Origin of the sequence: Cyclobacterium salsum (genome assembly GCF_010119245.1) — a bacterium.
GTDB classification, from domain to species: Bacteria; Bacteroidota; Bacteroidia; order Cytophagales; family Cyclobacteriaceae; genus Cyclobacterium; species Cyclobacterium salsum.
This window is the reverse complement of the sequence record NZ_WNKG01000001.1, coordinates 76,415-96,035: the sequence shown is the minus strand read 5'-3', so window position 1 is coordinate 96,035 and position 19,621 is coordinate 76,415. Positions and strand designations below refer to the sequence as shown.

The following is a 19,621-nucleotide window of genomic DNA, read 5'->3' as shown; positions in this document are numbered from 1 at the left end:
TTAAAATTTCACATTAAGGTTAAATCCGATACTTCTGGTAACCGGCAAGCCCGTCGCCTCCAATCCTGCATTGTTGTCGGAGATAATCCCATTTTGGTCCGGATGGATATGAGGTACCCATTTTTTAATGACGGCTACGTTATTGGAAACCAGATTTAACCGCAGGCCCCTGATAAAATTGTTTTCCGGAACCAGTGATGTAAAATCGTAGCCCAGGGTAAGCTGCCTGAGCTGCCAGGAACCCGCGTTAAAGACCGATTGTTCTGACATGCGACCGGAGCGAATCGTCTCGTAATAAGTTTGAACTGGAGATTGGGCCGTATTTATTTCTCCATTGGGATTCACACCGTCCCCCACTACAAAACCCTGTTCCCTGCCTTCCAGCGTGGCTTTGTCCAGGCCATGCCTATAGGCATTGGTATGTGTTCCTGAAATCATATTGTGCCCTAGCTTGTAGTCAATCAGAAAAGAAAAACTTAAATTTTTGTAGGAAAAACTATTTGTAAATCCCCCCACCCAAATTGGAATGGCCGTTCCAAAATTCAGTTGTTCATTAGATCGAAGCGGTCGTCCATTATTCGGATCGAATATCTGACGTCCTTGCTCATCTCTGAGGTAACCCCAACCATACAATTGGGCCATGGGCTTGCCCACCTCCTGCCTTACTTCACCGTGGAACTCAGCCGTACCTACTGTGATGAACGTTCCATCTACGTCGTCTCCCAAACTCAACACCTTGGATTGATTGTAGGACGCATTGGCACTGAAATTCCAATTGAAATTATTGCTGATCACCGGTGAGATGGCGGCAAACATTTCCACTCCTTTGTTTTCACTTTCTCCCACATTGATTAATTGATTCAAATAACCAGAGCCGTCTGAAATCTGCGCCTGGAGGATTTGATCCGAGGATAGCTTGTCGTAATAGGAAACTTCAAACCGGAGGTTATCAAAAAGGGTCATTTCCAGTCCAATTTCTCTTTCAGTTACCCTCATGGGCCGCAAGTCGTCGTTGGGTACGACTGATCCGCTGATAGCCCCTACCGGCTGGGCGGTACCATTGGAATTGGGAAACTGTTGCTGGTTGATATTATAGAAAAGATTATTGGCATAGGGTTGTACATCGGTATCGCTTCCGACTTCCGCATAAGCTACCCTGACTTTGCCAAATGAAATCCAGTTGGGAAGATTGGCAAAGGCCTGTGAAAAAACGAAGCTACCGGTAATAGAAGGATAGAGAATGCTCCTGTTTGCCGGAGAAAGGGTAGAAAACCAATCGTTTCTAACGGTACCATTCAGGTATATATAGCCCTTGTGAGACAATTCGGTACTGGCGTACAATGAATTTACCTGTCGTTCCGAGAGGGTGTAATTTGTGGTTATTTTACTGGAGTTTCCGATCGTGTACAGGCCACGGGTATAGAAATTCTCACCTAAAAGGGTATTTACATCTAACCGTCTATACATCTGATTACCCCCCAGATTGACCCGTAGTCCAAAATCTCCGAAGGTCTTATCCAATCCCAATAAGAAATCGGCATTTACTTCCCGGAAGCGTCTCAAATCCTGAATGAATTGGCCGTTGACAAATCCGGGGGGTGGTGAGGATTGCCGTTGAGAGCCCGTAGGCAAATTATATTCGGAATCCCTGGAGAAAAAGTCTTGCCCAAACCGCCCCTGAACGTAGAGCCAATCGGTCAGGTCATATCTCGCCGTAATATTGCCATAAACCCTGTCCCGAACATTATTTTCAAAACGGGAAAGGGCAAAGTAAGGATTGGTACGGTTGGTAAACCGGGAATACGGGAATTCATCTCCGTTTTCATCGAAGGCATATTCCTCCAATAGGTCCATGGGCATGGAAGTAGCGAGGGTATATATTACCACAGGGCTAAAGTCCTGCTCGGCAATATTCGGAGGATTGATCCGGTCTTCCTTTGAATAGTTGATATTACCGGAAACGGTCAGTTTTTTGATATTCTGGGTAAAGCCCAGATTGATCGTTTTCCGGTTGTAATTGGAGCCAGGAAGGATTGCCTTGCTGTCCATATTGGCTACTGATAGGCTAAAGCCTCCATTTGGCCCTCCAGAGGAGAGGGTAATGGTATTCGAGAAAGTAGATCCATCCCGGTAATAATCCCTGACTTTATTAGGCTGGGGTTCATAGGGTACTTCAATGCCATCAAACAAAATTTGGGTCATTCCAGGCTCGAATTTCTCACCAAAACTCCATACTCCCGATACGGGTCTTGGGGAATTGGGCCGTACTCCCCCTTCGCCTTGCCCGTATTCGTATTGGTAATCCGTAAAATCCAATGGCGTATCGTGCGTGTAATTTGAATTGAGTTCCACCTGGATTCCCGATCCGGTAGCCCTGTTTCTGGTGGTAATCATGATGACCCCATCCTTTGCTCTGGCCCCATATAACGCCGAAGCAGCAGCCCCCTTTAAGACCGACATGGTGGTAATGTCGTCCGGGTTGATACTGCTCAATCCATCCCCGCTATCCGATTTACGATTACTACCTACCTCCGAAACATCTCCACTTACACCGAAATTGGTATTGTCAATCGGAACCCCATTGACAACAATCAAGGGGGAGTTATTACCACCAAAAGAAGAAACCCCTCTAATCCTGATTTTACTGCTACCTTGAGGTCCCGATCCCATAGAGGAGATGTTCACTCCGGCTACCTTTCCCTGCAGGGAATTCATAAAATTAGGGGTTCGGTTTATCGTCATCTCTTCGGATTCTACCGTAGAGGTGGCATACCCCAGGCTTTTTGCTTCTCGTTTTATACCCAAAGCTGTAACGACCACTTCTTCCAAACCGGCAATATCCTCTTGTAAGGTGATATTGATAATTGACCTGGAATTAATAGCGATCCGCTGAGTCGCAAAGCCTATGAAGGAAAATATTAATTCGCCTTCTTCAGGAACATTTAGCGAGTACTCACCATCAATATTGGTAATCGTCCCAATAGTGGTCCCGGCCACCGAAACCGCGACACCGGGCAAGGGCTCGCCCGACTGGTCGACCACCTGGCCCGACACCTCGATATCCGCTATCTCTATTTGAATTTCCTCCAGATGATCAACATTGATCTTTTCGCTTAAAACCCTCACACTGATGGCGTTATTCACCTGTTTGAAATGAAGGTTCTTTTCCTGAGCCAGCTCCCGCAATATATCCGCAACACTTCCCCTAATTTGACTCAAATGCAGGATTTCGGAATCTTCAAGGCCGCTATCGCGATAAAAAAACCGAAACTCAGTTTTACTTTCAATGTGACGAAGAATATCTTGCAGACTCCCCTGCCTGATATCTAAGGTAATGACCACATCTTCAATACTTTTGACACTGTCAAAGGCATAACCGGTATGAAATACCAGAAGGCTTAACATTCCTAAAGCCAGCATCCTGACTTTTAGATCTTTAATGGGTTTTAATAAAACATGCTTCATGGGATTTTGGGTATTGGTTTAAATTCTACGTAAATGATTCCAGCAATTCAACTTGGGGACGGATAGATGGACACGTTCTTTCCAGTCAATTCGAAATCAAATCGCATGGAATGGCCCAACACGTTTAGCACATCAGTCAGGTAGGCATTTTTCTGGAAGGTGCCGGAACATCGGTCATTAGGGAAATTTCCATTTACCGCTATTTCGACATCATACCAGTTTTCTAATTTTTTTAGTATCGATTGAAATGGCTCTTTTTCGAAATGGAGAATTCCTTCCTTCCACAGGGAAATTTTCTTCGGATCTACATCCATTTTTTGCATGGGTTGACTTCCTGAGTGAACCAAACTCCCTTCGCCCGGAGCCAGTTGCATGTTTGTACCCGTTTGCTCATTTCGCACTCGTAGTTTCCCGGTGGCTAAGGCAATTTCTATGGATTCCGGGGAATGGGTCCTTACATTAAAGGAAGTACCCAAAACGGTGGTGGTTGCGTGAGATGCCTGAACTATAAAGGGCATTTCTCCGCTCTTTTCGACCTCAAAAAAGGCCTCTCCTTTTAACCTCACCTGACGGTTGTTTGTAAAATTTCGGGGATAGTTGATTTCGCTACTAGCATTTAAAAAAACGCGGGAACTATCCGGCAACAAGATCTTTGATTTTACCCCTTTTGGATTCGATCTTGTAATCCAGTTTGATTCCGAATCCAACTCTTCAGCGATTGGTTCTGCAGCATAGGGCGGCAAGTAACCCCATTCCCGGAACAGAAGTAAAACGATCAGCACAACGGCCGCATAACGAATCCAACGATAGATCCGGAGTGAATTATCGGGTAAATTACGGGACGGTTTATTCGTTTTTTTTTGATCTTCCTCCTCCTCTGGAAATGGCGGTTTGGAAGGTAAAAGGGTATCCGTGCTAACCGAGTCGGTTTCATTCTCCCAAACTAATTCCAGTAATTGCTGATACGCTTTTTTCCCATCAGGACTATGCAGGTATTCCAAAAATGCCTTTGCACCACTTCTTGACAATTTGCCTTCCTGGAAATCTTTCCATTTTTTATTAAAACCTTTCATGGTCACCTGGTAGGTTATATGGTATATATGCTTTAACCAGGATATTTACTTATGCACCTTATATTATTTCCATATTTTTTAATGCAATACGATAACATTAAAGAATTATTAATCTAAACAGTCATATTTTTAAAAAATCAACAACAAAAGGAATAAATCCGACGGAATTAGTTCACTGGATTGAAATTCTTGTTTTAACCTTTTTGTTGCCTTATACAGCTGGTTCTCCACTGTTCGTTTGGACAAATGCAGCCTAAGCGCTATTTCTTCCGCAGATAGGTGTTCGGCGAATTTGAGTTTAAATACTTCTTGTTGGCCTTTTGGAAGCGACGCGATGGCTTTTTCTGAAAACAATTTTAATTCCTGATATTCCAGTTCTTCCTCGGTGTTACAGATTACTTGAGCACTGTAATTTAACTGATACTGTTTGTAAGCAAGGTCCAAGGCCTGTTTTCTTGATCGTATAAAAATGGAAGAACGCATGATGGTGAACAAATAGGCATTAAAGGAAAGTGAATCATCCAACCCCTCCCTTTTTTCCCAAACCTTTAAGAAAACTTCCTGGACAACTTCCTCGGCATCTTCGTGGCACAGATACATTTTTTTACAGGTTCTGAAAATTTTGGCAGCAAACCGCTGGTATAATTGTTGGAAGGCATTGGCATCGCCCTGCCTCAAAAAGCCTACGAGTTCGGGAACCGAGTATTTGTTTTCAGTTGACATCGGTATTTTCTTACATTACTACCTACAAGTAATGTATTTTTACATAAAAACACAATTTTTTATTTTACTTTATATTTTTTATAATACATTATTCCTATAAAATTTGTTTTTACAAAAGCTTACATTATTTCATATAATTTTTGATAAAAGTGAAAGATTAATAATATATTTTTTATTAAATACACTCTTTAAATAAATTATAATAATTTAACAACAACAAATATTATAATATTATTTTGACTTTATACCTTAATACCATATAAAAATGAAATCAGGAATGGGACCGGTAGTTTCATTCAAAGGCTCCAACTACAGGTGTTCTTTCTATCTTCCTTTAATAAGCGATTTATTTTCGTGGTTAATCGAAACGGTTTGCGTAAATTTAAACTCATCATAGCAAAAATTTCAAGTAACTATGGAAGTGCTTTTATTCGGGATTTCAAAGGAGCTGATGGGGCAGCAGGTGTTATCCTTACCAGTAGATTCAAAAATTGCCAACGTATTGGAGCTAAAGCGATGGATATTAAATCAATACCCGGAAATGGGTAATTTAAACAGTTTCGCCATTGCTGTGGATCAGGAATATGCTGATGATGAAACCCCAATCTCTGGAAATCAGGAAATTGCTTTAATTCCACCTGTTAGCGGCGGTTGATATGAAGAAAATAGTACTTGTCGACCAAATCAATCTCAACGAAGTCTATTCCTGGCTACAAGACCCCGCAGCTGGCGGCATAAACCTGTTTATCGGAAATGTAAGAAACCATGCTCAGGGAAAAGCTGTTGTGAAATTGGAGTTTGAAGGCTATAAGCCCATGGCCCTGCGGGAAATGGAAAAATTGGCTGCTACTGCCATGGAGAAATGGCCCATTAAAAAGCTTTTGATGGTGCATGCCTTGGGAAGCAAACAAATTGGCGAGCCGGTTGTCGTCATCGGTACGGCAACAGCCCATCGAAAAGATGCGTTCGAGGCTAGCCGGTTTTTGATAGATGAGTTAAAAAACAAGGTTCCTATCTGGAAAAAGGAATATTTTGCCGACCAGACGGTGTGGGTAAATGCCCACCCATAGTATGCGTTATGACTAAAAGAAAAATAGAATAGCATGCAGAAAGAATTGATAGATCGGTACGGTAGAAAATTTGATTACCTGAGGCTATCCGTTACAGACCGATGCAACTTCAGGTGTTATTACTGTATGCCGGAAGAAGGTATGGATTTTGTTAACCGAACAGAACTGCTTTCCTACGAAGAACTCGATTACCTGGCTTCATTATTTATTCAATTAGGGGTAAAAAAAATCAGAATTACAGGAGGCGAACCCTTCGTTAGAAAAGGAATAATGGGTTTTTTAACTCAACTTTCCCAACAACCTGACCTTAAAGAAATTACACTTACCAGCAACGGATCCATCACGAATACCCAAATCCAGGACCTGGCAACGCTGGGCATCCGGAAGATTAATATCTCTCTCGATTCTCTCGATAAGCAACGTTTTTTTGAAATCACCCGAAGGGACCGGTTTGAAGAAGTTTACCAATGCATACTGAACCTGTTGGATCAGGGATTTGTCGTCAAACTGAATTGTGTGGTCGATGGAAATAAAAATACCGAAGATATTATTCCATTTGTCAAATTGACTAAAAATTACCCCTTGTCCGTACGTTTTCTGGAAGAAATGCCCTTTAACGGAACCGGGAAGTTTGTACCACCTCGATGGAACCACGTTGCTCTCCTGGAATATATCAAGGAATATTTTCCGAATATGCGGAAGGTGTTGGATGAAAAAAACAGCACCTCTGTCAATTACCAGGTCCCCGGTTTTCTTGGCACCTTTGGGATCATTCCGGCCTTTAGCAGAACATTTTGTGGTACCTGCAACCGAATCCGGCTTTCGGCCACCGGAGAACTGAGGACTTGCCTGTATGGTCCCCCGGTAACCAATCTCAGGGATGTCTTAAGAAGTGGGGCGAGCGACATCGCCCTTATGGATGAAATAATTCAGGCGGTAGCCAAAAAAGAAAAAGATGGCTTTGAGGCAGAAGCACAGAGTCAAAAAATCCCCAAAAAATCGATGTCCTTTTTAGGCGGGTAAGGTCTGCCATAGAAGTTTCTTATTGCAACAACCTACTACCAATGATTAGTGTAACCCAAGCCAGAGAAATTCTTTTCAGTAATCCCTTATCCTTACCGGAGGAGTTCATTCCCTTCCAAAAAAGCCTGAACCACACCCTTGCATCAGATGTATATGCAGATCGGGATGCACCGCCGTTTCATCGGGTTACCATGGACGGGATTGCCATTCAGTCCGCAGGGCTACAAACAAAAAAGCAATTCGAAATTGAAGGGATTCAGGCAGCCGGTCAGGAACAGATGACGCTGAAAAATTCCGAAAATTGTCTGGAAGTGATGACCGGCGCGGTCTTACCGAAAAATACAGACTGTGTAGTACCCTACGAAATGGTCCAAATCAACAGGGGTATGGCAGTAGTGAATGAATTGGAATTTGAGAAATTCAAAAACGTCCACCTACAAGGTACCGATGCTAAGAAGGGCGACCTGATTTTAAGAAAAGATTCCTGGATCCATCCGGGAATTTTAAGTGTATTGGCATCCCTTGGGCAGGAAAAAGTAAAGGTCGTCCGACCCCCAAAGGTACTTATTTGTGCCACTGGTGATGAACTGGTGGGCGTGGATCAGCACCCCCTACCCCACCAAATCCGCACTTCAAACGTGTACATGCTAGCGGCCGCATTACAAAACCTGGGCATAGCGGCGCAAACAGCTCACCTACCTGACCACAAGGAAGCACTCCGCAGCGCAATCGAGAAAGCGTTGGAAAGCCATGCCATTCTGCTTTTTTCCGGAGCAGTTTCCAAGGGCAAATTTGATTTTCTTCCCGAAGTATTAAACGAACTTGGCCTGGAAATTCTGATTCATGGAGTAACGCAGAAACCAGGGAAGCCTTTTTTATTCGGAAGGAAAAATGAAAATTTCGTTTTTGGTTTTCCCGGTAATCCCAGCTCCTCGTTGGTGTGTTTTCACAACTATTTTAAACCCTGGCTTTCAAAACAGTTAAGAAGACAAGAGCCCCAGGCCTCCGGGATATTGGCGGAGGAGGTGATTTTTAAAAAACCGGTAACCTATCACCTGCTGGTGAGAACCGAAATCCAGGAAGGCAACATCATGGCTTACCCCATAAAAAACTCCGGATCCGGGGATTGGGTACACCTTTCCGAGGCGGATGCTTTTTTAAGTTTGCCGGCTGACAAGGAAACATTCAAAAAAAATGATGTCTTTCCATTAAATTATTTTCATAAGGGCGGTTTCTAAAAAAATGAAGGAAATTAAATCCATAGTAGCCGCTCATGAAGTGGCGGTCCGAAACGGCGAAGCATCTGCCCTGGCCACGGTCGTAAAAGTGGACGGTTCGTCTTACAGACGACCGGGAGCCAGGATGCTGGTTACCGAAAACGGACAACTAACCGGTGCCATTTCTGGAGGTTGCCTGGAAGGGGATGCCCTAAAAAAGGCTCAAATGGTCATTTTCAGTGAGAAGTCCATGTTGGTCACCTACGACACTACGGATGATGACGATGCCAAATTCGGAGTTGGGCTGGGATGCAATGGTATCATTCACATTCTCATTGAACCCATTTTACCGGAAGTGGAAAACAACCCCATTTCCCTTTTAAAACGCTGCCTGGAAGACAGAGAAGAAAAAGTAATCATTACTATTTTTAATAGCCGGGAAAAACGGTCTGTTCAGACGGGTACCTGTTTGCTGTTAAGTGAGACCATTAATGCTCAAAATTCCGGTGCTGATCCGCTCAGCGATTCCTTACAATCCTTTGCCAGGGACAAAGCGGAAGAAGTTTTGCGAAAAAAGCATTCTATCATTACACCGGTTGATAGCCAATTCCCTTTGCAAGCGTTTGTAGAATTCGTCCCTGCGCCTATTAAATTGGTGCTAATTGGTGCCGGAAACGATGTTATCCCATTGACCCGTTTGGCAGATGTGATGGGATGGGAAATGGTCTTAGCGGATGGCAGATCGGAGTATGTAGACCCAATCCGCTTTCCAATGGTTTCCCAATACCTGGTAGGAACGCCTCAGGAGGTGCTTGCCCAATTAACACCCGATCAACGAACGGCCGTGGTTTTGATGACCCACAACTTCAACTATGATTTTGAAATCATGAAAGGGCTTTTTCCCTATACCTTTCCTTATTTGGGGGTCTTGGGACCCAAGAAAAAGCTGGAGAAATTAATTGAAAACCTGGAAACAGCGGGAATTCAACTGGAAGAAGCCCAACTTCAGTGTATTTATGGACCCATGGGCCTAAATATCGGAGCTGAAAGCCCGGAAGAAGTCGCTCTATCGGTTATCTCGGAAATCATGACGGTACTTGCTGCTCAACAACCTACTCATTTAAGAGACCGGCAGGGGCCTATCCATATCGATGAAAGCGAAAACGCTTAAACCCCATAACTTCTTTTTAATCAAGACCATGCTTATTCGGTTAAATGGAAATCTGAAATTGAAAAACCAGCATTCCTTTCCTATCGGATGAGAATACCCCTTCCTGAGAATCCAGAAAGACAGGTCGACTCTGATAGTTTAGGGATAGTTTTGTCTGATTTGCATTGATCAGCCAATTGAACCCATATTCATAGGTGATTACCCGGTCTTGCAGCAAGTCAAATTTCGAAATCTGGCTGGTGACGAAGGGCTGGAGCGTCCCCCAGGCACCTAAAAGATCTTTTTTCATCAAATAACCTGCTTGTCCGTAAAAACTATTTCCAGTGCCCATCATAGGAAACGCATTTCCCGGGCCATTAAAACCAGCCTGGGTAGTGGTTCCATTGGTAGGATTCATGACACCCAGATTTCGAACGTAATTCTTACCATAGTCATTGGAATGAAAAGCCCCATAAAGGGTAAGGGCTGTATTTTCGCTAGGATTGAGCGGTTTATCATAAAACACATCGACCGACAGCAAGGCCAGGTCCGTATAGACAGTAGGTCCGTCTACTTGTTCCAGGTACCACATGGCCTTTTTTTGGTAAAGAAATCCCGCTCCAATATTAAAGATATGCTTTTTTCCGAGGTAGGAACCCGCATTATACGGGGTGGTATTGGACTCCTGATCCAAAAACTGGTACATATAATACCCGTGTACCTGTATTCCGGCAGGTGATCCGGCAAAAGTTGCCTCCAATCCGGGGCTGTTTCCCTGAACGGAAGACTGACTTACCGCCATGGGTTTGCTCAATGCGATGCGGTAGTCCAGGCGATTTATTTTTCCTTTGGCATAAATAGAGTATTTTCTCAGAAACTGGTCGGTGACATCATTGGTGGTTTGTTGGTACAAGGGGGCATCCAATGATAAAATCGAGCCGACAGAAGGAGAAGAATACCTGGATACCCCATTCCAACCCGTAAGTCCGGTACCGATGGATAACTTTTCATCCCAAAGGGCTATTTCACCCAGCGCATCGTGAAAAAACAAACCTTGTTTTCTTTCTCCCAGATAGGTTAAATTATTGGTTCCAAATTGCGTATAGAAAAACACGTTGTCTGTCAATTGACCAAATAACTGGATTCGGGTCCTGCGAAGGCCAATATCGAAGGTTTGATCTTCCAGGTAACCATCCACGGTGGTTCCAGGGTTATTCCAGGTATTGCGTACCCAAATTTGATTTAAGAATGTCAATTTTACGTACTGACTCCCCTCCTCATTTAAAGAATATTTCAATTCAGATCGTTCTTTTTGCTGAGCGAAGAGGCTGACCGGAAAAATAAAGATGATAATAAAATAAATACGTACAGGAAATCTGGGCATATTCGATAATGGATTATCGTTTAAAAACAGGTTTTATCATTGGTTTCCCCAATAAGCTATACAAAGGTACATTTCTCAGGCAAATTGAATCTAACTCATTCTAGCTTTAAAATAAAAATTATATAAGTGGAAATTTACGATCCGGGCCTCAATGACCCGGTTCGTAAATTACCCTTAAAAAGGAACTGAACCGTTCATTTTCTCTGCTTACAGGAATCCCGGTAACAATCCCAATCAACAGGTTTTCGGCAATGCCCAGCCTCATTTGAGGCCTTATGATCATGTCAAAATCTTCACTTGTGATTTCCTTATTGAATTCGATACCGATAAAATTTCGCGTTCCACTAATCATGTAATGGAAATTGGTATTGACTTGCCAGGTTACTTCCAATCCGGGAACTCCGTTATGACTCTGCATAAACGGACCGGTGTAAATGAGCGTGTGGTAATTGAATCCCCACCTTTTGGCAGCAATAAAAAAGGGATTATAGGCATTACCTGAAAAGATACGCTCCTCCCTGTAATTGGAGAATTGATTCATCTCGAATTCATGAATATATCCGATGGCAAGAGAAGTCTTGCGTTTCTCCGATACAAAGAAGGTATATTGTCCTGCCAGTTTCAGACTGTTGAGTTTATTTCCGGGAGCCGCTCCGTTTCCGTTTATGGGATAATAAAAAGAAAACGGCAATTCTACCTCCAACCCTAATCTATCCATGGGAGCCCATTCGTATTCCACCAGGGCCAGGTATTCGTCATATCGTTCCTTATCAGTAAGTCCCAGGCCAACATTCCATTCCTTTTCCCCTTTTCTTGCACCAAGATCCCGAATGAGGTCAATGTATAAGGGTTCTGCATGCAATACTTTGGTAGGAGTTTTTCGCGCTTCGACATCAGAGATGTAAATACTATCTAATAATTCGTTGGAGGCCTCTATTTCAGTTTGTGCTTGAACATGGTAATTAATTCCAATCAGTATAATACCGATCCTGACTATTTGATTCATCATTGGTAATAAAATTAGACATAAAAAAACAGGCCCCGCTGGAGATGCGGAGCTATAAATCAATTAAAGCGGATATTTATGAAATATCCGGCGGAGGAGTAGAAATGGCAAAAAAACCAGCTGAAACCCATCCAAGGGTACTTGGTAAAAAATTAGTAGTATCCACTGTAAAACGTCCTACTCTATTATAGGGGCAATCAATAAAAAGCATCAGATCGGTTGAAATACCTTTTTTCTGAGACGTATCCTGATCACCATCTGCATCTTCTTTCTCCGGAATAGCATCTTCCATTCCAAAGCCCAACTCCACAACCAATTCTATGATGCTTTCCTGGTCGTTTATACTAAGATCTTCAGGAATATGATCCCCCCTTTCATCAGCTATATCCACGCTACAGTTTAGCATGTACACCGCCATAAATGCCCACAAGCCTTTCAAAAAACCGGTATTGCGAAGGTGACGGATCATGGGCGCAAAGTTGCAAAATTAATTATATGGTTCTTCCAATGTTGCCAGAAAACTCACTAAATCTCTGATTTCCCTTCGTGTCAGGTATTCTTTCATATCGGGCATACTGGATGGTGCATCCCTTCTTTCTACAATAGCTGATTTTTGGATAAGGGTATCTGGCTGGTTTCCCATTTTTACGGTAATACTGGAATCATCTTCATCCACTTTGATACCGGCCAGATTTTTTTCGGTTTCTAAAGTAAGGGTAACCACACCAAAGCCGGGTGCCAACCTTTCACTGGGTGCGATTAAGGCTTCCAACAGTTGCTTTCTATTTAATTTTTTCCCGATACCGTTAAGTTTAGGGCCTGCATTTCCACCAAAGTCGTCGTAAGCATGGCATTTAATGCACTGACCTGAGGCATGCTGGAAAAATATTCGTCTCCCTTTGGATACATCTCCCCCATACATACTGCCGCTATAACTGGCCAACAGATCGTCTTCCGACATTTCGGATTTAATTTTTTCATAACGACTAAGCAAGGTACCTGCCTCCATATTTTCCATGGCTTCAAAAAACTCCAATTCTATGGAAGGTGGGAGGGTTCCGTTTTCCAATTGGTCAAGCAATCTTCCCAATACCGGCAGGGACACATTTTCATTCAATTTCGTAAGGGTAGAAACAGCTGCTTGTTGCTCGTCTACCGTTCTTTTTTGAATTACTTCCTCCAGCAAGCTGGCCTTGGTTTCATCTTCTATATCCAGCTGCGCGATTAAATCCAAGCCTGCGACCCGCACCCTTTTTTCCTGGTCTGACAACGCTTTCTCAATGGCCTGACCAATAGGTGCCTGTTCCATTTTGGCCAAGGCTCTTAGACTGGCCTCCCGCACCGCTGCCACCGGATCAGCCGATAAGCGCTGGATCAGAATTTCAGAGGACTGGCTGATCGCCAGGTTCCCTAGTGCCTGTACGGCTGCCTCCCGGATAGTCGGGGAATCACTGATCGCCACTTCCATCAATGTTTGGGCGCTTGTGGCTTTGAGATCGGCTACACTTCTCTGCACCTCTCCCCTGTACCAGCCATCTACCCGATCCAATACGGAGGGAGATGCCCAGGTACTTACGGTAGCAATCGCTTCCGTTCGCATGGATTCCGGCGCATCAGCCCGGTTGATATAAGTGAGCAAATTAGAAAGTGCTTCATCGGTTCCCCATCGGAGATTGGCATTAATAGATCTTCTAAGCAGGGGTTCTGAATCGAAATTTCCATTCACCAGCAGCCTGCCAAGAGCGGGTATTGCCTCCGGAATTGAGAAATCATCGTTTATAGCCCGGGCCGCTTCGGCCACTATGTATTCACTGTCATCCATCAAAAATTCGCTAATTCCTTCGTGCCGAAGCCTGCGAAGTGCCAGTACGGCTCCTAAACGGACGGCATCGGAATGATGGTCAGCAAGGGAAATCAAAAACGCAGGATTGGCCACCCTGGACAGTGCCAGACTGGCAGCATGCCGGATGTACACATCTTCATCATCATTTTCAGCCAATAAGTTGACCAATGCATCTTTGCCTGCTTCGTATCCAATTCTACCAATCGCTTCCGCTGCAAAAAAACGAACCCGGGGATGCTCGTCCATTAAAAGGGGAACAAGTTTCTCTCCTGCCGGAGCATACCGCACATCTCCCAACCATTTGGCTGCCTGAGCCCGGATTTCATACTCCGTATCCGATAGAAAAGGCAACAGCATGGCTGCCCTTTCAGCATCTTTTCGGGCAAACTGTGAAATCCCCCATATAGAATGAACCCGAGCCAGCTGATCAGTGCCATTCGTCAACTTCTCCTGAAATACCTGTAAACCGGATTCCCCGCGCTTGGCCAGTTCAAATTGCGCCTTTTGACGCACGCGCTGGTCTTCATATGCTAACAACTCAGCTAATTTTTCCAATTCCAATTCGGTATAATCCGCAGCCAGATTGGATGCGGTCCTTTTCATAGGATCTGCGGAGGCGGTCTGGTCGGTTAACTTCCAGATTCTGCCATACCCTTTATTTACCCAACCATCAATCCAGTCCGAAAAGTACAAGGAACCATCCGGGCCAAAATCCATTCCGGTAGCCAAAATCCCTCCTACCAACTGCTCCGTTTCACCCATTTCAAATCCTGCCCCCTTAGGTTTCAGGTCGAATGCATGAATACCAGACCTGGCGGGATTTCCAGCAAATTCTGCTACGAAAAACTTGTTTTTCCACTGTTGCCCTAATGCTGTGCCCGGATTATAAACCATTCCGGTTGGACCATTGATGTAATTGGCGATGGTAGGAATAAAATAAGCAGCCTGCTCTTCGGAGCGAGGTAAATGCATGTCCTCATCCATCCAAACCTTGTAAGAATTGTTCTTAGGATCCCGATATTTTCCAAATTGCCAGTTGATCCGCCATCCCGTATCCGAACCTTCTACCAGGTAAACGATTCGCTCTCGTTCTCCCCGGTGATCCCCATCATTGTCTACACTGATCAGGTTTCCGTATTCGTCAAAGTCAAACTCATGGGTATTTCGTACACCATAAGCAAAAATTTCAAAATCCGTTCCATCCGGATTTGCCCGTGCAATTACCCCGCAATTGGGATAAACATGCTCATTCCCTTCCTTGTCCACCCCATTAAACCCAATGTCTCCTATACCCCAGTAAATCTTTCCTTCCGGGCCCATTTTTAACCCTGACATATTATGGCCGCCAAAGCCTATGTGAACACCAAAACCGTGCACCAAAGATTCCTTTTCGTCCATGATACCATCTCCATTGCCATCACGTAATTTCCAAAGATCCGGAGCAACCCCCACGAATAGTTCCCCATCGTGGTACAGGACCGCACCCGCTACATCTGAGATTTCCTCATTAAAATCACTTACAATCAACTGCGACCGATCGGCTCTTCCATCTGCATCCGTATCCTCCAATCGAAAAACGTTTTCCTTCTCTACTGTCAGGTCTTTCCAATCATGGGACCCGTCTTGATTAATATCTGGCAACCATTCGTTTTCGGCACTGTTTTCAGGGGCCAACTCCCTGTGAAGAAAGTCCCTTCTATCCTCTACATGCTGCATTTTGATCGAAGAAATCTCCCAGTCCTGGTGGCTACGGATATCAAATTCGGAAATTTTTCTTCGATTGGTCTTGGTATAATACACTCGGCCTGAATCATCCATCTGCATGGAAATGGGATCCGCTACCAGTGAATCAACGGCCCAAATATCTAAATTCAAGTCAGCATGCGTTTCGGGCTTCACCAAATTCAATACCGCCTCCGCTTGTTTATTTACTTCCTCCGGAGTCAATTCAATAGGTACCGGCTTTTGCGTCTTTTCCGAACAGCGAAAAATTAACGAAGTAAATGCAATCAAAAAAAATACCTGTATTATATGGCTGGGTCTATTTGACAACTGAATTTTCTTTAACATGTGATAATAACCAATTTTATTCCCTTCTTGTTACTCCGTTCATTTATTAAATCCGATCAGGTATCCCCACTTACCATTCATCATCGGTCAGGGTGACCAAAAAACTGACCAAATCGCGGATTTCACGCTTTGATAGCAATCCTTTCATATCAGGCATGGAGGACATCGCATCCGTCCGTTCCTCAATTTCACTTTTTGGTACCGATTTTTCAGGATCATTTCCGATTTTAAGGTTGACCATTTCTTCATTTTCAGAGACCAAAATTCCGGAAACCGTTTCGCCCTCACTTAGCTTAAGTGTCACTACACCGTACCCGGGAGCCACTCGTTTACCCGGGTTGATCAAAGCCTCCAACAGTTCTTCCCTATTCAGCACCTTCGCTACTCCATTCAAACGGGGACCTGCCATTCCGCCATAATCGTTATACGCATGACAACGCATACATTGGGCATTTTGGTGTTGAAAAAAGATTCTTCCTCCCGCACGCTCATCTCCCCCATACAAACTTCCTGCGTAGGAGGCTAGTAAGTCATCCGAACTTAATGAAGACTGAATCGTTGCAAACTTTTCCAATAACCGCTCATTACCAAGTGTTTCCAGCCCTTCTTCCAATTCTAAAACCAGTCCCGGATGCAGGTTTTCATTTTCCCATCGATCAAGTAAATCTTCCATCACAGGTATCGCGTGTGCTTCTTCCACATCTGCCAAGGTGAGCAGGGCCGCTTGTTTTTCTTCAATATCCTGGGCATCAATAACCTCCTTCAATAAACCCGCTAGTAGTTCTCCATCGAAATCCATCTGCCCCATTAAATCAAGCCCTGCAATCCGGACGATTTTTGCCGGATCCTGAGTGGCACGCTCCAGCGCGCGATCCATTTCATCCCATTCCAAAACGGCCAATGCCCGCAATGCAGCTTCCCGTACTTCTTCGTTGCCATCATTTTGAAGTTTTGCAAACAAAAGATCGGAGGCTTGAAACATTTCTATTTGGCCAGCTGCCTGAACAGCCGCCAAACGAAGAACATTGTCTCGGTGATTTAGCATTTGCAGTATTACATCCGATGCCTGAGCCTTAAGTGCGGACAAATCCCTACTCATTTCTCCCCGATACCAGCCATCTACCCTATCTAGCAGGGAGGGAGATGCCCAAGTGGAGACTGATTCCATAGCTTCCTTTCGCATGGTTACCGGTGCATCTTCCCTGGAAATATAGTTCAGTAGATTGCTAAGTGCCGATTCCGAACCGACCCTTACATTTGCATTGATAGCCCTTCGGATAAGTGGCTCAGAGCTGAGGTCGCTCCTTTGTAAAATATTTCCAAGCGCAGGCAATGCTTCGTCAATGGAAAAATCATCGTTAATAGCCCGAGCCGCCTCTGCCAAAATGTATTCATCTTCATCTTCTAAAAACACCTCAATGGAAGGCGACTGCAATCTCCTGAGGGCGACTACTGCGGCAATCCGAACTGCTCGGGAGGAGTGCTCGTGCAAGTTCTGAACCGCTTCCTGATCTCCAATTCTAGCCAAAGCAAGACTTCCGGCATGCCTTAAATAAACATCTTCGTCATCATTTACTTCAAGCATGCTGATGAGTGGTTGCACGGAGGCATTGTGACGAATCCTTCCCAGGGCTTCGGCGGCAAAGAAACGAGCGCGCGGATAGCTGTCCTTAAGCAACGGAATCAAGGCATCTCCCGCATCTTCAAAGCGAATATCACCTAGCCAGCGAGCGGCCTGAGCCCTAATTTCCGAATCCCCATCGTCAAGGTAATTTACCAGGAGTTCTCCAGCCCGTTCTCTCTCTCCAGCCCGACCCATCTGGGCGATTCCCCAAATGGCATGTACCCGTGCCAGTTGATTGGCTTCCTGTTTCAGCTGGTTTTCAAATACCTCCCATCCGCTATCTCCCCGGTTGACCAGTTCAAATTGTGCCTTTTGCCGGATGCGTTTGTCTGCATGGCCCAATAAAGATTCCAATTCCGAGAGGTCCTTGGCTTTGAAATCAGCCCGCATCAGGGTTTCCGTTTCTTTTCTTGCCGGATCATTTTTCCCCGACACATCGTCCAGTTTCCAAACCCTACCATAATCTTTTGTACCCCAACCATCAATCCAGTCGGAGAAATATAAGGCACCATCCGGTCCAAAATCCATTCCGGTAGCCAGTATCCCCCCCATGATTTTTTGGGTTTCTTTCAGGGCAAATCCTGCACCCTCGGGTTCCAGCTTAAAGGCATGAATACCGGAACGAGCCGGATTACCGACAAATTCCGCTACGAAGAACGTGCTTTTCCACTTGTCTCCCAGAGCGGTACCTGGGTTATATAGCATACCAGTAGGGCCGTTGACGTAATTGGTTATAGGTGGAATGAAATAAGCGGCCTGCTCCTCGTGCCTGGGCAAGTACATCCCTTCGTCCATCCAAACCTTATAGGAGTTATTTTTGGGATCCCGGTATTTTCCAAACTGCCAATTTATCCTCCAACCGGTATCCGAGCCGTCGACCAGATAGACAAGGCGCTCACTTTCTCCGCGGTGGTCCCCATCATTGTCCACGCTGATCAGATTGCCATAATCATCAAAAACAAATTCGTGGGTGTTCCGTACCCCCATGGCAAAAATTTCAAAATCACTTCCATCTGGATTGGAACGGGCAATAACGCCCCGATTGGGATACTTGTGCTGGTTTCCATCTTGATCCACTCCGTTAAAGCCGATATCGCCTATTCCCCAGTAAACCCTGCCATCAGGCCCCATTTCTGCTCCTGACATCCCATGTCCACCAAAACCGATATGCACTCCAAAACCGTGAGAGATGGATTTTTTTTCTTCAACCAGACCTGTTCGTTCGTCTAGCTGCATGCGCCACATATCCGGTCCCGCTCCTACAAAAAGATCATCACCGTATTTCATGACGGCACCGGCTACATCCGTTACTTCTTCATTTAATCCCTCAAAAACCAATTGGTATTGATCCGCCAGGCCGTCTCCATCTGTATCTTCAAGGCGGTAAATATGCTCTTTCTCTACGGTCAGGTCCCTCCAATCACGGATTCCATCGCCGTTGACGTCTGTCAACCACTCATTCTTATCACTATTCTGCTCCGAAAGTTCCGCCCTGAGAAATGCCCTTTTGTCTTCAATCGATTGGAGCCCAATGGATCGGATTTCCCAGTCCTGGTGTCCCCGGATATCAAACTCGGAGCTTTTTTGGCGGTTCGTCCGGCTATAATACAACGCTCCCTCATCATCAAAATCAATGGAAATGGGGTCAAAAACCAAGGAATCCGATGCCCAAAGTGATATTTCCAGGCCTTCTTCCAATTCGGGTTGGACCAGGTTCTCAAGTTCAACTGCCATTTGGGTAGCTGATTCACTGGTAATACGTTTGATTCTTAATTCTTCCTGAGGTGGATTGCAGGAATAAAAAAAAGTTAATCCGAAGATGATTGCAAAAGGCAAAACGTTCGAAGTAATAGCAGGTTTTAGGTTTATGGGTACCATCTAATTAGTGTGTAATTTGCTTTTCTTCCATTACCTGGGAAGCCACATTTGGATTAAAATTTGCACGTCAATATAGGAAAAAGTTAAAGAGTGAA

General features: G+C 44.5%; 13 protein-coding genes. 5 read left to right on the top strand and 8 right to left on the bottom strand.

All coding sequences use genetic code 11. The features are described from left to right. The 3 genes from GJS45_RS00315 to GJS45_RS00305 form a co-directional block, all read right to left on the bottom strand. A complete protein-coding gene (locus GJS45_RS00315) occupies nt 1-3,465 on the bottom strand; it encodes a SusC/RagA family TonB-linked outer membrane protein (protein ID WP_162339461.1) in 3,465 nt (1,154 codons plus the stop codon). Between the two features lie 47 nt (nt 3,466-3,512). Then, nucleotides 3,513-4,538 carry a FecR family protein gene (locus GJS45_RS00310; protein ID WP_162339460.1) on the bottom strand — a complete coding sequence of 342 codons (1,026 nt, stop codon included), beginning with the start codon at nt 4,536-4,538 and terminating at the stop codon, nt 3,513-3,515. 129 nt (nt 4,539-4,667) lie between these two features. After that, nucleotides 4,668-5,261: an RNA polymerase sigma factor gene (locus tag GJS45_RS00305; protein ID WP_162339459.1), complete on the bottom strand. Its 594-nt coding sequence runs from the start codon at nt 5,259-5,261 to the stop codon at nt 4,668-4,670. Between the two features lie 415 nt (nt 5,262-5,676). Here GJS45_RS00305 and moaD point away from each other — a divergent pair, with 415 nt between their 5' ends. Genes moaD through GJS45_RS00280 form a run of 5 tightly spaced genes read left to right on the top strand, consistent with a single transcriptional unit; the run spans nt 5,677 to nt 9,742 of the window. Further along, nucleotides 5,677-5,916: a molybdopterin converting factor subunit 1 gene (gene moaD, locus GJS45_RS00300; protein WP_162339458.1), complete on the top strand. Its 240-nt coding sequence runs from the start codon at nt 5,677-5,679 to the stop codon at nt 5,914-5,916. A 1-nt stretch (nt 5,917) separates the two neighbouring features. Further along, the gene (locus GJS45_RS00295) at nt 5,918-6,331 is read left to right on the top strand and encodes a molybdenum cofactor biosynthesis protein MoaE (protein ID WP_162339457.1); all 414 of its coding nucleotides are present in this window, start codon (nt 5,918-5,920) and stop codon (nt 6,329-6,331) included. A gap of 33 nt (nt 6,332-6,364) precedes the next feature. After that, nucleotides 6,365-7,354, top strand: coding sequence for a GTP 3',8-cyclase MoaA (gene moaA, locus GJS45_RS00290; RefSeq protein ID WP_162339456.1), 990 nt, complete (start codon nt 6,365-6,367; stop codon nt 7,352-7,354). A 41-nt stretch (nt 7,355-7,395) separates the two neighbouring features. Beyond that, nucleotides 7,396-8,592, top strand: a complete 1,197-nt coding sequence (locus GJS45_RS00285) for a molybdopterin molybdotransferase MoeA (RefSeq protein ID WP_162339455.1) — start codon at nt 7,396-7,398, stop codon at nt 8,590-8,592. Between the two features lie 4 nt (nt 8,593-8,596). After that, nucleotides 8,597-9,742: an XdhC family protein gene (locus GJS45_RS00280; protein WP_162339454.1), complete on the top strand. Its 1,146-nt coding sequence runs from the start codon at nt 8,597-8,599 to the stop codon at nt 9,740-9,742. A gap of 40 nt (nt 9,743-9,782) precedes the next feature. On the opposite strand, the gene GJS45_RS00275 is transcribed toward GJS45_RS00280, so the two are convergent. The 5 genes from GJS45_RS00275 to GJS45_RS00255 all read right to left on the bottom strand — a co-directional run bounded on the left by GJS45_RS00275 (nt 9,783) and on the right by GJS45_RS00255 (nt 19,382). Then, nucleotides 9,783-11,105 (bottom strand): hypothetical protein, encoded by a 1,323-nt coding sequence (locus GJS45_RS00275; RefSeq protein ID WP_162339453.1) that lies wholly within the window; start codon nt 11,103-11,105, stop codon nt 9,783-9,785. A 148-nt stretch (nt 11,106-11,253) separates the two neighbouring features. Beyond that, nucleotides 11,254-12,114, bottom strand: coding sequence for an HAEPLYID family protein (locus tag GJS45_RS00270; RefSeq protein ID WP_317165063.1), 861 nt, complete (start codon nt 12,112-12,114; stop codon nt 11,254-11,256). Nucleotides 12,115-12,187: 73 nt separating this feature from the next. Then, nucleotides 12,188-12,580: a hypothetical protein gene (locus tag GJS45_RS00265; RefSeq protein ID WP_162339452.1), complete on the bottom strand. Its 393-nt coding sequence runs from the start codon at nt 12,578-12,580 to the stop codon at nt 12,188-12,190. 18 nt (nt 12,581-12,598) lie between these two features. Beyond that, nucleotides 12,599-16,024: a HEAT repeat domain-containing protein gene (locus tag GJS45_RS00260; protein ID WP_162339451.1), complete on the bottom strand. Its 3,426-nt coding sequence runs from the start codon at nt 16,022-16,024 to the stop codon at nt 12,599-12,601. Between the two features lie 70 nt (nt 16,025-16,094). Beyond that, on the bottom strand, nt 16,095-19,382 hold the full coding sequence (locus GJS45_RS00255; protein ID WP_235954517.1) for a HEAT repeat domain-containing protein: 3,288 nt from the start codon (nt 19,380-19,382) through the stop codon (nt 16,095-16,097). Nucleotides 19,383-19,621: the final 239 nt, after the last annotated feature.

What these genes read in the sequence shown, in the direction of transcription:
- GJS45_RS00315 (WP_162339461.1), bottom strand. Translation starts at nt 3,465, where the DNA reads ATGAAGCATGTTTTATTAAAACCCATTAAAGATCTAAAAGTCAGGATG.
- GJS45_RS00310 (WP_162339460.1), bottom strand. Translation starts at nt 4,538, where the DNA reads ATGAAAGGTTTTAATAAAAAATGGAAAGATTTCCAGGAAGGCAAATTG.
- GJS45_RS00305 (WP_162339459.1), bottom strand. Translation starts at nt 5,261, where the DNA reads ATGTCAACTGAAAACAAATACTCGGTTCCCGAACTCGTAGGCTTTTTG.
- moaD (WP_162339458.1), top strand. Translation starts at nt 5,677, where the DNA reads ATGGAAGTGCTTTTATTCGGGATTTCAAAGGAGCTGATGGGGCAGCAG.
- GJS45_RS00295 (WP_162339457.1), top strand. Translation starts at nt 5,918, where the DNA reads ATGAAGAAAATAGTACTTGTCGACCAAATCAATCTCAACGAAGTCTAT.
- moaA (WP_162339456.1), top strand. Translation starts at nt 6,365, where the DNA reads ATGCAGAAAGAATTGATAGATCGGTACGGTAGAAAATTTGATTACCTG.
- GJS45_RS00285 (WP_162339455.1), top strand. Translation starts at nt 7,396, where the DNA reads ATGATTAGTGTAACCCAAGCCAGAGAAATTCTTTTCAGTAATCCCTTA.
- GJS45_RS00280 (WP_162339454.1), top strand. Translation starts at nt 8,597, where the DNA reads ATGAAGGAAATTAAATCCATAGTAGCCGCTCATGAAGTGGCGGTCCGA.
- GJS45_RS00275 (WP_162339453.1), bottom strand. Translation starts at nt 11,105, where the DNA reads ATGCCCAGATTTCCTGTACGTATTTATTTTATTATCATCTTTATTTTT.
- GJS45_RS00270 (WP_317165063.1), bottom strand. Translation starts at nt 12,114, where the DNA reads ATGATGAATCAAATAGTCAGGATCGGTATTATACTGATTGGAATTAAT.
- GJS45_RS00265 (WP_162339452.1), bottom strand. Translation starts at nt 12,580, where the DNA reads ATGATCCGTCACCTTCGCAATACCGGTTTTTTGAAAGGCTTGTGGGCA.
- GJS45_RS00260 (WP_162339451.1), bottom strand. Translation starts at nt 16,024, where the DNA reads ATGTTAAAGAAAATTCAGTTGTCAAATAGACCCAGCCATATAATACAG.
- GJS45_RS00255 (WP_235954517.1), bottom strand. Translation starts at nt 19,382, where the DNA reads ATGGCAGTTGAACTTGAGAACCTGGTCCAACCCGAATTGGAAGAAGGC.